General features: G+C 39.8%; 13 protein-coding genes. 7 read left to right on the forward strand and 6 right to left on the reverse strand.

Annotated elements, in window-relative coordinates:
- The gene (locus tag KZC02_RS10015) at positions 1–2,607 is read left to right on the forward strand and encodes a phosphatidylglycerol lysyltransferase domain-containing protein (protein WP_221393973.1); all 2,607 of its coding nucleotides are present in this window, start codon (positions 1–3) and stop codon (positions 2,605–2,607) included.
- A gap of 168 nt (positions 2,608–2,775) precedes the next feature.
- Here the strand turns inward: KZC02_RS10015 and KZC02_RS10020 are convergent, their stop codons facing one another.
- Entirely contained in the window at positions 2,776–3,330 is a 555-nt protein-coding gene (locus KZC02_RS10020) for an REP-associated tyrosine transposase (protein ID WP_221393974.1), read from the reverse strand.
- Between the two features lie 453 nt (positions 3,331–3,783).
- Here KZC02_RS10020 and KZC02_RS10025 point away from each other — a divergent pair, with 453 nt between their 5' ends.
- The 4 genes from KZC02_RS10025 to KZC02_RS10040 all read left to right on the forward strand — a co-directional run bounded on the left by KZC02_RS10025 (position 3,784) and on the right by KZC02_RS10040 (position 10,263).
- Complete coding sequence (locus KZC02_RS10025; RefSeq protein ID WP_221393975.1) at positions 3,784–5,055, forward strand: TolC family protein; 1,272 nt, start codon at positions 3,784–3,786, stop codon at positions 5,053–5,055.
- A gap of 13 nt (positions 5,056–5,068) precedes the next feature.
- On the forward strand, positions 5,069–6,205 hold the full coding sequence (locus KZC02_RS10030; protein WP_221393976.1) for an efflux RND transporter periplasmic adaptor subunit: 1,137 nt from the start codon (positions 5,069–5,071) through the stop codon (positions 6,203–6,205).
- Positions 6,206–6,211: 6 nt separating this feature from the next.
- Positions 6,212–9,322 carry an efflux RND transporter permease subunit gene (locus KZC02_RS10035; RefSeq protein WP_221393977.1) on the forward strand — a complete coding sequence of 1,037 codons (3,111 nt, stop codon included), beginning with the start codon at positions 6,212–6,214 and terminating at the stop codon, positions 9,320–9,322.
- A 326-nt stretch (positions 9,323–9,648) separates the two neighbouring features.
- Complete coding sequence (locus tag KZC02_RS10040; RefSeq protein WP_221393978.1) at positions 9,649–10,263, forward strand: cupin domain-containing protein; 615 nt, start codon at positions 9,649–9,651, stop codon at positions 10,261–10,263.
- Positions 10,264–10,431: 168 nt separating this feature from the next.
- Here KZC02_RS10040 and KZC02_RS10045 read toward each other — a convergent pair whose 3' ends face one another.
- Positions 10,432–10,713 carry a Txe/YoeB family addiction module toxin gene (locus KZC02_RS10045; RefSeq protein WP_221393979.1) on the reverse strand — a complete coding sequence of 94 codons (282 nt, stop codon included), beginning with the start codon at positions 10,711–10,713 and terminating at the stop codon, positions 10,432–10,434.
- The gene (locus KZC02_RS10050) at positions 10,695–10,946 is read right to left on the reverse strand and encodes a type II toxin-antitoxin system Phd/YefM family antitoxin (protein WP_221393980.1); all 252 of its coding nucleotides are present in this window, start codon (positions 10,944–10,946) and stop codon (positions 10,695–10,697) included. The genes KZC02_RS10045 and KZC02_RS10050 overlap by 19 nt, the downstream gene beginning before the upstream one ends.
- Before the next feature lie 77 nt (positions 10,947–11,023).
- On the opposite strand from KZC02_RS10050, the gene KZC02_RS10055 reads away from it, so the two are divergent.
- Complete coding sequence (locus KZC02_RS10055) at positions 11,024–11,485, forward strand: GNAT family N-acetyltransferase (protein ID WP_221393981.1); 462 nt, start codon at positions 11,024–11,026, stop codon at positions 11,483–11,485.
- 65 nt (positions 11,486–11,550) lie between these two features.
- Here the strand turns inward: KZC02_RS10055 and KZC02_RS10060 are convergent, their stop codons facing one another.
- Positions 11,551–12,090 carry a DUF2911 domain-containing protein gene (locus tag KZC02_RS10060; protein WP_221393982.1) on the reverse strand — a complete coding sequence of 180 codons (540 nt, stop codon included), beginning with the start codon at positions 12,088–12,090 and terminating at the stop codon, positions 11,551–11,553.
- 194 nt (positions 12,091–12,284) lie between these two features.
- Positions 12,285–13,328 carry a DUF4097 family beta strand repeat-containing protein gene (locus tag KZC02_RS10065; protein ID WP_221393983.1) on the reverse strand — a complete coding sequence of 348 codons (1,044 nt, stop codon included), beginning with the start codon at positions 13,326–13,328 and terminating at the stop codon, positions 12,285–12,287.
- A 268-nt stretch (positions 13,329–13,596) separates the two neighbouring features.
- Between KZC02_RS10065 and KZC02_RS10070 the strand changes: the two genes are divergently transcribed.
- Positions 13,597–13,830, forward strand: coding sequence for a hypothetical protein (locus KZC02_RS10070; protein WP_221393984.1), 234 nt, complete (start codon positions 13,597–13,599; stop codon positions 13,828–13,830).
- Here KZC02_RS10070 and KZC02_RS10075 read toward each other — a convergent pair.
- Entirely contained in the window at positions 13,825–14,184 is a 360-nt protein-coding gene (locus KZC02_RS10075) for a hypothetical protein (protein ID WP_221393985.1), read from the reverse strand. The two genes, KZC02_RS10070 and KZC02_RS10075, sit on opposite strands and share 6 nt — an antisense overlap.
- Positions 14,185–14,240 lie beyond the last annotated feature (56 nt).

Genomic DNA, 14,240 nt, shown 5'->3' on the forward strand with positions numbered 1-14,240 from the left:
ATGGCAAAATCTATCAGGCTGTTTGCTTTTCTGAAACAGAAGGGATTTCCATTTATACGTGAGAACGCCAGGATTATCGGCCAGTACGTTTTCACGGTATTTTTCATCGGTTTGGGTATCTGGTTTATCAAACACGAAGAAACTGAATTACATCAGGTTAAAAATATATTGCTTACTTCCCGTTGGGAATGGGTAGTAACTGGTATCGTATTGAGTTTGGTTTACATGCTCATTCAGGGACAGATGTACGTGGCTTCGTTCGCGTCGGTCGGCAGTAAAGTTTCTCTCAATGATTCCCTTATTTTATTTTTAAAACGAAATTTTATCAGTGTATTTCTTCCGGCCGGAGGAATATCTTCACTGGCTTTTTTTACTGATAACATTGAGAATAAAGGTGTTAATAAATCCCAGATACATTTTGCATCTTCTATTTATGGCTTTGTAGGCATACTTTCGGTAGTGGTTGTAGCGATTCCCGCTTTTGCTTTTGCCATATTTCGGGGAGGCGTTGGTGCAGGCGAATGGATCGCATTGGGTTCTGTTTTTATTTTGACAGGCCTGGTTTATCTGCTATACAGATCTGTAATAACAAAAGGGATAATTTACTGTACACTCATTCGGTTTTTCCCATCTGCCGAAGTCTATTTTGAAGATCTTCTTAGTAATAAAATTAATAAAAAACATTTTTTACTGACCGTCTTATACAGCGTTTTAATTGAACTGACCGGCATTACCCATGTGTACATTGCGATGGTTGCGCTGCGGTTGGAACCCTCTCTTTTTGCTGCCGTGATGAGTTACATTACGGCAGTTATTTTCCTGATCGTTTCTCCATTTTTACGTGGACTTGGTGCAATTGAAGTTTCCATGAGCCTGATTCTGGTACGTTTTGGATTTACAGACGCAGCAGCTATTTCGATTACTTTTTTCTATCGTTTTCTTGAATTCTGGTTGCCGCTGATTACGGGTGCATTAAGCTTTTTATTGAAGATCAATAAGTTACTGATGCGCATTTTCCCAGCTTTGTTATTGCTTCTTCTCGGCATTGTTAATATCATTTCCGTACTGACCCCTGCTATAAGTCAGCGACTGCAATTCCTGCATAATTTCCTGCCTGTAAGTGCCATTACAGCTTCTAACTATTTTGTATTGATTACCGGTTTATTCCTGTTGGTAACCGCAGCTTTTATGCTGAAAGGATTACGAATGGCCTGGTTTTTCGCTTTGACTTTGTGCATACTCTCTGTTATAGGAAACCTCACGAAAGCAATTGATTATGAGGAAGCCATATTTGCATTAGGTGTAATTATCATTCTTTTTGTTTCAAGAAAAGAATATTACATCAAAAACAACCGAAAGCTGGGCATAATCGGCATTCAAACTACTCTTTTAAGTTGTCTGGCTGTGTTACTTTATGGTTGTATTGGTTTTTATTTTCTGGATGAAAAACATTTTAATATTGATTTCAGCTGGCCGGAATCGATACGGTACACTTTTCAAAATTTTGTGCTGACCGGAAGCGAGAAACTGGTTCCGCAGGATGCATTCGCCACGGACTTTCTATATTCTATCAATATCAGCGGCATTTTATGCATTACTTTTCTGATTTATACACTTGTGCGTCCGTATATCATGAAGGTTACTATTGGTGCGGATGATCTGGTTTGGGCGAAATCGCAATTGATAAAATATGGAAATTCAGGACTTGATTATTTTAAAGCTTATCCGGATAAGTTGATCTTTAAACCTGAAACTGCTGAAGGCTTTATTGCATATCGTGTAACCGGGAATTTTGCTGTGGTGCTGGAATGTCCGGTCGGGCCGGGAGAATCTATAAAAGCATGTATACTTGCATTTGACAAGTACTGTTTTGAGAGCGGATTAAAAAGTCTGTATTATCGGGTTCCGGAAGAAAACCTGGACGCGTTCCAGGGTAAAAAAAAGTTATTCCTTGGACAGGAAGGGATCATGGATCTTACAAAGTTTTCATTGGAAGGCGGAGCAAAAAAATCGATCCGGAATGCTTTAAAAAAAGTTTCGGAAAAAGGATTTCATACCCAGATATACAATGCTCCGATTAGCAATGAAGTATTGGAAAAATTAAAATCTGTTTCAGATGAATGGCTTGATGATACAGAACGAAGCGAAATTGTGTTTTCTCAGGGCATGTTTCTTCGGGAAGAATTGCAGCAGCAAACGATCATTACCGTTGAAAGTGTTGAGGATAAAATCGTTGCTTTTCTCAATATTATTCCTGACTATGCCAAAGGTGAGGGGACTTATGATTTGATCCGTAAAACCAAAGATGCGCCTAACGGGGTAATTGATTTCATAACAGTTGAAATGTTTAATTATTTGAAAAAGGAAGGTTATTCTTTTGTTAATCTGGGATTTGCACCACTTTCGGGCATTGCAGATCCGCGTAATTTTCCGGAAAGATCCATGAAGTTTGCTTATGAGAAAATCAGGTCATTTTCGCATTATAAGGGTTTAAGGGATTTCAAAGAAAAGTTTTCACCTGTCTGGCATAACAAGTATCTGATTTACGATCAGGATTATGATTTATTCAAAGTCCCGGCGGTACTGACCAATGTGATTAAGCCTTAGATATTGGCATATATTCACGTACTCAACAGGTTTTCATTCATAAAAGCCCGCTAACCCCGATTTGCAATCGGGGTTTTCATGGCTTCGCGTTTGTAACGCGTGTTAAAATTATATAAGCGCGTTACAAACGCGAAGCTAATACCACCCCGATTGCAAATCGGGGCGAGCTTAGCTATACAAAAACTCCACTTTCAACAACCCTTTTAATCCGGCATAATCTCTTGCAGAACTAAACAAATAATGTTCTGCCTCTTCTACAATCATTGCCCGTACAGGATTTTGATGAATATAATGCAGCTTCGTTTTTGCAAAATCATAATTATAACATTCTTCGGCATGATTGCCATCTTGCCAAAATTTGTAATCCTTGACATTTTGTTTAAACTTTCCTGCGTACTGAAATCTATACAGCATCCATTCTTTACGGCTTTCAATCTCAAATTCTATAGCTGCAACTATTTGCTTTGATGTATATTTTTTCATATCCCGAAGTATATCAGACAAAAGGAAACCCTCCTCGGCAGCTGCCAATAAATGCAGGTGATTGGACATAAGGCACCATCCATATATTTTTAGACCTTTTTCTTCCTGACAATAACAAAGCGAATCAATTATTTTTAGCTTATGTTCTTTTCTTGTGAAAACATCAACCCAGTCTACCACTGTCATAGTTAAGAAATAGAGCTCGTTTTGATTTCTGATGAAGTACTGATGTGAAGCCATTTAAATATAATTTTTGCCTTTAGACGAGCCTGGAAGTTTTTTGTAACAAACTAACCCCGATTTGCAATCGGGGTTTTCATGGCTTCGTGTTTGTAACGCGTCTAAAAATACATAAGCGCGTTACAAACGCGAAGCTAATACCACCCCGATTGCAAATCGGGGCGAGCTGCGAGCTGAGTGATATCTCACCGACACTTTCCCCTTTTCTAACGACAATTATCAGTCATATACCGATGTCCGTTTTACTGATTCATGAGATTCAAATACTTTTATTGAGTAGTTATTACGGAACCGAAAATTACTTGTGAAGCAAATGGAGATATCGTGGCAAAATATTCAAATATCAAATAAAAAAAATTATATTTATTCACATTACAAGTCAGAATAATATCTGAAATAGATTAATATCTGAAATATAGTTTTACCACACTTTTCTTAATACCAACTCATCTAATGAAAAGAATAACTATCTCTCTTCTGCTATATCTGGCTATTATTTTGCCAGGTTACAGCCAGGATACGCTCCGGCTTACGCTCGAACAGGCGCAGGAACAATTTATCCAAAAAAACTTTGCACTTATTGCCCAGAAGTTCAATGTCAACATCGCCGAAGCTGGTGTTCAACAGGCCAGACTCTGGTACAATCCCAACCTGTTTGTCGAAACCAATCTGTACAACGGTTACACCCATAAAGTACTTCCGTTTGGAAAACAAACCGACCTGATTAATCCGACTGGCGGTGTTTTTAACATTCAGTTACAGCAGGTTTTAAGCCTGACAGCCAGCCGCAGCAAACTCGTCAAACTGGCCGAATCCAACGTTGCTTTGCAGCAATCCGCTTTTCAGGATGTAATGCGCAATGTACGCTTTACTTTGGCTCAGACATTTGGGAACCTGGTTAATGAGCAAGCTAAATTAAAGATGCTGGACCTGGAAAGAGCCAGGCTGGAAAGTCTGCTTGCTGCTTTTCGTGCACAATTGAAGTTAGGCGTTATTGCTCCTTATGAAGTAACACGCATTGAATTGGAACAAAAGAATTTCGAAAAAGACCAATCCACCCTGAATGTTCAAATAGCACAGGACGAAGCAATTATGCGTGTATTGCTTTCACAGGGAGGAACAGTATATATTGTTGCGGATGATAGTACAGCAGGCAATCAGAATAGCCCCGGATTGAGCCAGCTTCTTGACTTAGCTTTTGCCAACCGTCCTGATTTACAAGTTGCACAACAACAAATTTTATATAATCAGAACAACCTTACGTATCAGAAATCACTGGCGACGCCCAATCTGACAATCGGAGCTGATTATCAGCGCCTGGGTTCAGCTTTTCCACATTATGTAGGTGCACAGGTATTGATGGACCTGCCGGTCAGGAATAAAAACCAGGGAAATATTCAAAGCGCAAAAGTAGGTATCGACCAGTCTAAAACCACTGCTGAACTTAGTCATTTACAGGTTGAACAGGACGTGGTAGCGGCAGCGCGTCAATATCAGGAAGCTATTTCATTACAACAAAAACTGACTCCTGAATATTTGCAAAGTATTGAAGAAATATCAAAAAACGCCACCGAAGATTACGCCAAACGTATTATTGATCTTGTAAGTTTTATTGACAAGATCAGAGCTTACCGAGATGCGCAACTCAATTTAATTGATCTTAAAAATGATCTTTTTCAGGCTCGCCAGCAACTCAATTTTGTGACTAATTCTAAAACATTTTAACCTCATCTAACTCATGAAATTCATTTTAAATAATATAAGCTTTCGGCTTTCGGCAGTCGGCTTTCGGCGGACAGTGAAACTTGCATTCATCATGACTCTTACTGCATGCTGGCTAGCGGCTTGTACTAAGTCAGAGAAACCACAGGAAGCAGAAACAAAGGATACAGAATCAGGATTCAGGACCGATACGGTAGCATTACGAAATTTTGAAGAAGAGATCCAGTTTACAGGTTCTGTTTCATTCGACGAGAAAAAAGTTGATAAAGTGTATCCGATAGTAAGTGGAAACGTACTGGATGTGAAGGCAGATTTGGGTGCGTATGTACAAAAGGGTCAGGTATTGGCAACTGTACAAAGCGGTGATGTCAGCGATTTTTTAAAAGACCAGAATACTGCGAAAGCAAATTATGACATTGCTAAACGGAATGCTGATAATGTTGAACAACTGTATAAAACCAAATTCTCTTCCGAAAACGATCTGACCAATGCACGTAAACAACTTGAAATTGCAGGTTCAGAACTGGAACGATCTACACAGGTTTTGAAATTATATGGCGGCGCATCAACGGGTAAAACGCCGGTTTTCAGTGTAAAATCGCCTGAAAGCGGTTATGTTGTAGAACGCAATGTGAATCCTGAAATGCAGATCCGTTCCGACAACTCTGACCCGCTGTTTACCATTTCAAATCTGAACGATGTTTGGGTGCTAATCAACATTTATGAATCTGATATTCAGGCGGTAAAACAAGGACAGCAGGTAAACATCACTACGTTAGCTTATCCCGACAAAGTATTTACCGGAACAATTTCCAATATCAGCCAGGTGGTTGATAATGAAAGTAAAGTATTACAGGCACGCGTCGTTTTGCGCAATCCAAACGGAATGCTCAAACCCGATATGTTCTGTACGATCAGACTTCATATTGAAAAGCCCGAAAAACTTTTGGCAGTAAATCCTATTTCGGTCATTTTTAGCCAGGATAAATACTTTGTGATCAAGGAAGTAAAAAAAGGGGAATACAAATCTGTTCCGGTTGAAATCCTTAAAAACACTTCAAAATATATGTACATCAAAGGCGCTTTGGAACACGGGGATGTAATTGTGACCGAAGGCGCACTGATGTTATTCAGCGAACTAACTGACAACTGATCTGCCATGGATAAGCTTATTAAAAGTATCATTGGGTTTTCACTCAAACATAAGGCTATTGTCTTTTTTATCACTTTGCTGGTGGTTGTGGCAGGAGCAATCAGTTTTTATTTCACACCGGTTGAAGCCTATCCGGACGTGACAAATACTGAGGTTGTGATCATTACGCAATGGTCGGGCAGAAGCGCTGAGGAAGTGGAACGTTTCATTTCCATTCCTATCGAAACAGAAATGAATTCGATCAGCCATAAGTCGGCTTTGCGTTCTATCAATTTATTTGGCCTTTCTTTTATCAAAATTGTTTTTGAAGATGGTGTCGATGGTTTTAATGCCAGGATGGAAGCGTCACAGAAACTGGCAAACGTAAACCTGCCGGATGGTGTCGATGCTGAAATACAGCCGCCTGCAGGCCCGACCGGTGAAATTTACCGTTATACACTGGAATCAAAAACCAAAACCAATACAGAACTGAAAACAATTCAGGACTGGGTGGTAGAAAAAAGCCTGAAAGCAGTTTCGGGTGTAGCTGATGTGGTTAGTTTCGGCGGTCATATCAAAACATTTGAGGTAAGTGTAAATCCTAATCTTTTATCAAAATTCGGGCTGACTGCGCTGGATGTATACAGCGCGCTGCAACGTGCCAATGTGAATGTAGGCGGCGATGTACTGCGCCAGGGACAGCAGGCTTTTGTGGTAAGAGGGATCGGAATAGTAACGGGCATACCGGACATTGAAAAAATTATTGTTAAAAATCTCAACGGCGTTCCTGTCCGGATGTCCAATATTGGTACCGTTCACGAATCCGCTTTGCCACAGCTTGGGATTGTTGGCCGCGACAGCCATGATGATGTGGTAGAAGGAATTGTACTCATGCGAAAAGGAGAAAATCCGGGTGAAGTGCTACCAACGCTGAAAGCAAAAGTGGATTATCTGAATACAGTCGTTCTGCCTAATGATGTAAAAATCAAAGTATTTTATGATCGTACCGAGCTGAATAAACATACTTTGAGTACGGTTGGGGAAAACGTAATGATGGGTATTACACTGGTAACAATTATCCTGCTGATTTTCCTTGCCGACTGGCGTACAACGGTTACTGTTGCCCTGGTTATTCCGCTTGCCTTATTATTTGCATTTATTCTTATGCGGGCAAAAGGTATGAGTGCCAATCTTCTTTCCATCGGTGCTATTGACTTCGGTATTATCATTGACGGAGCAGTTGTAATGGTCGAAGGGTTGTTTGTGATGCTCGCGCACTGGGCCGAAACCGAAGGAATGGAGAAATTCAATAAGCGCGCGAAACTGGGAAAAATCCTGAAAACTGCATTGGAAATGGGTAAATCTATTTTCGTTTCCAAACTGATCATCATTACAGCACTCTTACCTATTTTCTCTTTCCAGAAAGTAGAAGGAAAACTGTTCAGCCCACTGGCTTTTACAATGGGTTTTGCACTGCTGGGAGCGCTTTTACTGGCACTGACCTTTGTACCCGTTATGAGCAGCATTCTGTTAAATAAAAATGTAAGAGAACGCCATAACCCGATCATTTCATGGCTCAACAGGAAGTATTCACCACTGCTGGACCACGTGATGCTATATCCAAAACGGGCCGTATTAACAGCTGTAATCGCATTGTGCGTTGCTATTTTTTCGTTCCGCTGGGTAGGCTCTGAATTTTTGCCACATCTGAATGAAGGTTCTATTTATGTTCGGGCAAGTATGCCATTGTCCGTAAGTCTGGAAGACAGCTACCATTATACCCGTAAATTCCGTCAGATTTTTGAACAGTTTCCGGAAGTAAGAGGAGTGATTTCCCAAACGGGCAGGCCTAATGACGGAACCGACGCCACCGGATTTTTTAACCAGGAATTTTTCGTGGATCTTTTTCCGGCCGATGAATGGAAACGGGATATTACCAAGGATCAGCTCATTGCCCAGATGCAGGCCAAACTGGCAGGCTATAAAGGAATAGATTTTGGTTTTTCACAACCTATTTCGGATAATGTGGAAGAAGCTGTATCAGGAGTAAAAGGCTCAATTGCGGTAAAAATTACAGGAGACGATCTTAATCTGCTCGATAAAAAAGCGGATGAAGTTTATGCGCAACTCAAAACGGTGCAAGGCGTGGAAGACCTGGGTATTTTCCGGAATCTTGGACAACCCGAATTACGGATTACGCTCAATCCTGATAAAATGGCCCAATATGGGGTTGATGCGGCGGATGCTAATGCAGTTATTGAAATGGCGATTGGCGGAAAAGCAGTGAGCCAGGTATATGAAGGCGAGCGGAAATTTGATCTGCGGCTTCGTTATGATCTTCCTTATCGCTCTTCTATTGACCAGATTGGCAATTTGCTGGTACCAACTTTAAACGGTGGAAAAATACCGTTAAAAGAACTGGCATCCATTAACAATCAGGCCGGGCCTGCATTTATTTACAGGGAAGACAATGCGAGGTTTATTGCCGTGAAATTCTCAGTACGCGGCCGTGATCTGGGTAGTGCAGTAGACGAAGCACGAGGCAAAGTAAAACAGCATGTAAAACTTGCGAAAGGTTATGAAATTAAATGGAATGGTGAATTTGAAAACCAGGAACGCGCTGAACGTCAGTTGATGGTAGTAGTTCCGATTAGTATTCTATTGATTTTCTTTATCCTGTTTGCTTCCTTTGGAAATACGCTGGATTCGGTTCTGGTATTACTTAATGTACCTTTTGCCCTGATTGGTGGTATTGCGGCCTTGTTGCTTACCAACACGAATTTTAGTATTTCAGCAGGTGTTGGATTTATTGCATTGTTTGGCGTTGCAACGCAGGATGGTGTAATTCTGGTTAATAAGTTCAGGCATAATCTGCATGCCGGAATGCCACTGATCGAGGCAATTAAAGATGGTGCCAGATCACGGTTGCGGCCAGTTATCATGACTGCATTAATGGCTTCCCTTGGATTACTACCAGCAGCTTTAAGTACAGGAATTGGCTCTGAAACCCAGAAACCACTGGCAATTGTGGTGATTGGCGGATTGATGACAGCAACATTATTATCGCTGCTTATCCTGCCAACGATTTACGAATATATTTACAGCAGCAGGGAACGAAGGAAGAAGTTGCTGAAATAACTGGGTGTAAGTTTTGTAGAAGTGGCGCGAAGGTCATCCCTTCGTGCTTCTTCATTATATGGACTCAGGCTGATCAAATTTATATAAACGCGTTACAAACGCGAAGCCATAGCCGTCCCGATTGCAAATCGGGGCGAGCCAGAATCTTAAATGAACCATTTTACGTTAAAATTCGCTATATTAATTATCTATCCTGATCGCTTGTTATAATTGCAATGAATAAATTTGCTATTGAAATAATTGATTTAATTATAAACAAATGAGAATTCCGGACATTACTGTAAAATGAAATGTATTCCGGACCGACTTAAATTAAAAGTGCCGGTATGAATGGTGAAGTAAGCAGATTTATTGACTCCGGAATATTGGAAATGTATGTTTTGGGAGATACCAGTCCGGAACAAAATGAGCAAATGGAGCGAATGCTGAAGGAGCACGTCGAAATCCGGGAGGAACTATATTCCATTGAAGTTGCTCTGGAAAAGTATGCCATTAATCAAGCTGCTCCTGTTGATCCTACAATCAAGCCGTTTTTAATGGCAACAGTAGATTATATGCAACGAATATCCAATGGTGAGCCCGTTTCATTTCCTCCTCAGATCGCTGCAGACTCTTTAATATCTGATTATAACGACTGGCTTAACAGAGCAGATCTTCAACTCACCGGGCCTTTGGATGAAATTGAGGCGCATATCATTGGTTCAACGCCCGAACTGACAACAGCTATTGTCTGGATTAGAAATGGCGCACCTGCTGAAATACATAAAAAAGAACTGGAAACTTTTCTTATCGTCGAAGGCACCTGCAATATTGTAGTTGAGGGAAAAGATAATCATCTCGGCCGGGGCGATATATTTACTATTCCATTATACAGGTCACATTATGTGCAGATCACTTCTGCAATACCTTGTAAAATTATCCTGCAAAGGCTGGCAGCTTAGAATAGTATAAATTTGATATAAACGCGTTACAAACGCGATGCCATAACGACACCGATTGCAAATCGCTGTAAGCGGGACTAAACCATAAACCGCTACGTGGGCGCACCGATTGTAAACCAGTGTCAGCAAGTTAAGCCGATACATCAGTCACAAAGTGTCGATAAAAAGTCATTTATTTAAATAATGACCCAGTACAGATATAAAAGTGACCGTTACTATATTTTCATCTATGCGATAAATTAAGCGATCCTTTTTGTTTATCCGTCCTGACCAGTAACCAGTCAGGTTAAATTTTAATGGTTCCGGTTTTCCGATTCCTGTTTTAGGAGTTTCATACAACTCAGAAAATATATTATTTATTTTTAAAATTGATGCTTTATCACCTGATTTCTTAATTTTAAGAAGTTCTTTCTCGGCAACTTCTGAAATAATTACCCTATATTTTCCCATATTGACTTACTGGGATCAAGGACTTTATATTTGCCTTCGCTGATTTTTTTCTCAGCTGCTTTTATGAGATTTATCAATTCAGGATTAACTGATAAGGCATCTGCTTCGGATAGTGGTGTAAGTAAGTATGATTTATCTTTACCCCACTGCACGACGATCTGGACTTTATCATCCAACAAATCAAAATATTTTTTTTGATTACTTCGAAATTCCCGGCTGCTAATTACCAACATAATGATATCTATCTTTGTGTAATAAATTGGTACACATAGATAGATAAATGCTTATAGAAAACAATTCACTGATGCCAATGCCGCAACTCTTAACAAGAAAAGCCGCCCTTTCCGACCTTCCCACACTATTACGTTTTGAACAAGGCGTTATCACTGCTGAAAGGCCATTTGACAGTGATATAAAGCCGGATCCTGTGCATTATTACGACATTGAGGAATTAATCAATGCATCGCATATTGAACTCGTTGTAGCCGAAGTGGATGGAGAACTTATCGGCTGCGGTTATGCGCGTATTGAAAAGTCAAGACATTTTTTGAGACATCCCTTGCATGCATATTTGGGATTTATGTACGTTGATCCGGCTCATCGCGGAAAAGGTGTTAACAAAAAAATTATTGAAGCTTTGAAACAATGGGCACTGTCACGGAATATTAAGGAACTGCGGCTGGATGTTTATGAAGGAAATTTGCCAGCAGTTCAGGCTTATGAAAAAGCAGGATTCAGCAAACAGCTGATCAACATGCGAATGGATATATAAAATAACCCTGCTAGTATGGACTTTAAATCCGTATTAGCAGGGTTAACTTTTTTTGCAGAAGCGCACTATTTTATAGAAACAGATGCCTGTGTATTTTCCCAACCAAGAGAAAAACCACTTGATGTAACCTCATACATTAAACGCTCATTCAGTGAAGCACTTTTGCCGGGTTTTACTTTCACACTAAGAACGTCTTTTGAAGCGTCTTTCGAAGTTTCCCCTGACCGCTTGATCCCCCACTGGCCTGTTTCAGAATTGAAAATAAATGTCCATTCGTTTGCACCAGGAATTACATACAAGCTGTATTTTCCGGCAGGCAGCGCTTTTCCTTCCACTTTTATATCCTTATCTGTTTCAAAAAGAGTAGCCTCATTGGCACCTGCTCTCCATACTTTGTCAAATGGAACTAGGTCTCCAAAAATTTTACGCCCTTTCACCGCCGGACTGGAATAATTGATAGTAATCGTTGCTCCTCCCACTTTTCCCGTGGCGGTTTTAGGTGGGCTTGGCCGGCTGGCCTTATCTTCCTGTGCCCAAACAAGTGACGACACCAGCATCATTGCCAATGCCATCATCAGTCCTTTTGAAATTGATCCCTTTTTCATACTTGCCTTTGTTTAATAGTTGAATAAAATCCATTAAAATTTTTATTAAATATCGTCAAAGTTCACTTTATAATATTAGTCGCTTAAAACGAAATAATTAAAACAGCAAAAGTGTCCGGTTAAAGACACTTCTGCTACTATTTTATTTAACATTTGGCTATTAGAATCTCTTATATTTCTTCTGTTTTTTTTAATTATTGATTTACGTAAACACTTCCGCTGCTTGCTGAAAGAGTTACAGGAATTCCACCGCCATTCATTTTTCCGGTTACGCGGTCCTTTTCAGCATTCCCGTCAAAATTTTTCAATGGAATGTTAACTTTATTTCCTCTCAGGTTTAAATCCAGGCCTTTATCCAATGGCATAGTAACACGGATACTGCCCGCAGAACTTGACAGATCCAGATATTTACCCAACTGAGTCATAGAAACTTCCACACTTCCTGAACTTGTACTTGCTTTCAGGTTTCCTGATACATTTGCTAACCGGACAGAGCCGCCGGAAGTCCCTGTGTTCAGCGATCCTTTGATATCGTCCCCTTTTACACTTCCACCACTGGTAACAGCTTCAATTTCACCATCCAGGCTGTTTAATGTAATACTGCCGCCAGATGTTTTCAGGTCAATTCTGCCTTTCAGATCACTTGCTTTGATACTTCCGCCACTGGTTACCAATTCGATATCTTTTCTGCAATTGGTTACTTCTATGCTGCCTCCGGATGTACGCCCATGAACATTTCCTTCCAGATCTTCCACTTTAAGACTTCCTCCGCTGGTTGTAAAATTTTGCTCGCCAGTGAGCGATGCAATTCTAATGCTTCCTCCGCTCGTTTTCAGATTAGTAGAAACAGCCCGTGGTGTATAAACTTTAAACCCAATAGAAACGCTCTTTTCGTTATTCCATTTTACGCCATTCTTTCTTTTGGCAGTCGCTACTACTTTATTTCCTTCCGTACCAATCAAAATATCATAATCTTCCAGGCGGTCTTCAATTTCCTCCTTACTCAATTCATTTTTACCATTCCAATTATTTGGTGTAACAAACATATCTACCTTAAAACCATTATTTTGGCCGCCTGTTACTGCAATCGATCCGCCGGAAGTTTCAACAGTTAGTGCACTTAATGAAGCATTGGTGAAATTTTTGGAAACATAAGGTTTGTCTTCGGACGACTGAGCATATGAAACAGAGGTAATAAAAAGTGCAAAGGCAATTAAAAATAAATATTTCCTTTTCATGAGCTAATTAGTTTAAGTTTTAATAATGATGTAAAAAATGAAGTCGTAGTTGCATGCTCTGCTTTATTTCTATTATTTTTTTTCAATCCGACTTCTGTTTTTAGTACTAAAAAAGCAAACCAATAGCTAAATATACTGACTGTAAAGCACTTACATAACACCCACTGTCCGATTCCGAACACATTACCATAAAAGAGAATACTTATTAACTATATTAGGTATGATTTTTTGACCACTTTTAACTATTCTCCAATCTTACCAGAAAAATATGAAAACGTATCAGATAAATATCCTGACTGAAACAGACCAGGAATCCGTTGAAAATATACTTAACGAGCTTGCTCAAAAAGGTACAATTGAATTTCATGAAGTTTCAGCTTCACAGCAAACACAGAATAAATCAGTACCGGCAACCGAAGACCAGATTGAAGAGATTATAGATGAATCGGAAATAGGGCCTTATTATTCAGAGAAAGAAGCGAAAAATATTCTTAATTTATAAACGCGTTATTTCCCGGACCTTAATTTCATCCATACTGGTTTTACTTCCCCAGCCGCATTCAATTTCCTTTTTTCTGCCTGTAAGGCTGTATTTCATGTGCACGGAAACATTGTAATTGGATCCGTCTATGGTTCCTATGGCTTTTTCGATTTTCGCTAAAGACGCTTCGTCAGCAGCCAGATTTACAATTGAACTGTCTTTTTGTAAAACTGAAAAATGCCACGAGCAGCCGTCGTATTGTATACCGTTACTCCATTCAGCATCAGTTTCTATAACATCAATATCAGAAATTTGATTTTCCTCAATACAGCCTGCAAAAAGGAACAAACCGAATATTACCAGTAAAATTTTCATGGTTTTGGGTCAGAAGTTGTTGTGATAAAATATGGACAGTACACTAATTTTTATTA

Source organism: Dyadobacter sp. NIV53, assembly GCF_019711195.1.
In the GTDB taxonomy this organism is placed as follows: Bacteria; Bacteroidota; Bacteroidia; order Cytophagales; family Spirosomataceae; genus Dyadobacter.

What these genes read in the sequence shown, in the direction of transcription:
- KZC02_RS10015 (WP_221393973.1), top strand. Translation starts at nt 1, where the DNA reads ATGGCAAAATCTATCAGGCTGTTTGCTTTTCTGAAACAGAAGGGATTT.
- KZC02_RS10020 (WP_221393974.1), bottom strand. Translation starts at nt 3,330, where the DNA reads ATGGCTTCACATCAGTACTTCATCAGAAATCAAAACGAGCTCTATTTC.
- KZC02_RS10025 (WP_221393975.1), top strand. Translation starts at nt 3,784, where the DNA reads ATGAAAAGAATAACTATCTCTCTTCTGCTATATCTGGCTATTATTTTG.
- KZC02_RS10030 (WP_221393976.1), top strand. Translation starts at nt 5,069, where the DNA reads ATGAAATTCATTTTAAATAATATAAGCTTTCGGCTTTCGGCAGTCGGC.
- KZC02_RS10035 (WP_221393977.1), top strand. Translation starts at nt 6,212, where the DNA reads ATGGATAAGCTTATTAAAAGTATCATTGGGTTTTCACTCAAACATAAG.
- KZC02_RS10040 (WP_221393978.1), top strand. Translation starts at nt 9,649, where the DNA reads ATGAATGGTGAAGTAAGCAGATTTATTGACTCCGGAATATTGGAAATG.
- KZC02_RS10045 (WP_221393979.1), bottom strand. Translation starts at nt 10,713, where the DNA reads ATGGGAAAATATAGGGTAATTATTTCAGAAGTTGCCGAGAAAGAACTT.
- KZC02_RS10050 (WP_221393980.1), bottom strand. Translation starts at nt 10,946, where the DNA reads ATGTTGGTAATTAGCAGCCGGGAATTTCGAAGTAATCAAAAAAAATAT.
- KZC02_RS10055 (WP_221393981.1), top strand. Translation starts at nt 11,024, where the DNA reads ATGCCGCAACTCTTAACAAGAAAAGCCGCCCTTTCCGACCTTCCCACA.
- KZC02_RS10060 (WP_221393982.1), bottom strand. Translation starts at nt 12,090, where the DNA reads ATGAAAAAGGGATCAATTTCAAAAGGACTGATGATGGCATTGGCAATG.
- KZC02_RS10065 (WP_221393983.1), bottom strand. Translation starts at nt 13,328, where the DNA reads ATGAAAAGGAAATATTTATTTTTAATTGCCTTTGCACTTTTTATTACC.
- KZC02_RS10070 (WP_221393984.1), top strand. Translation starts at nt 13,597, where the DNA reads ATGAAAACGTATCAGATAAATATCCTGACTGAAACAGACCAGGAATCC.
- KZC02_RS10075 (WP_221393985.1), bottom strand. Translation starts at nt 14,184, where the DNA reads ATGAAAATTTTACTGGTAATATTCGGTTTGTTCCTTTTTGCAGGCTGT.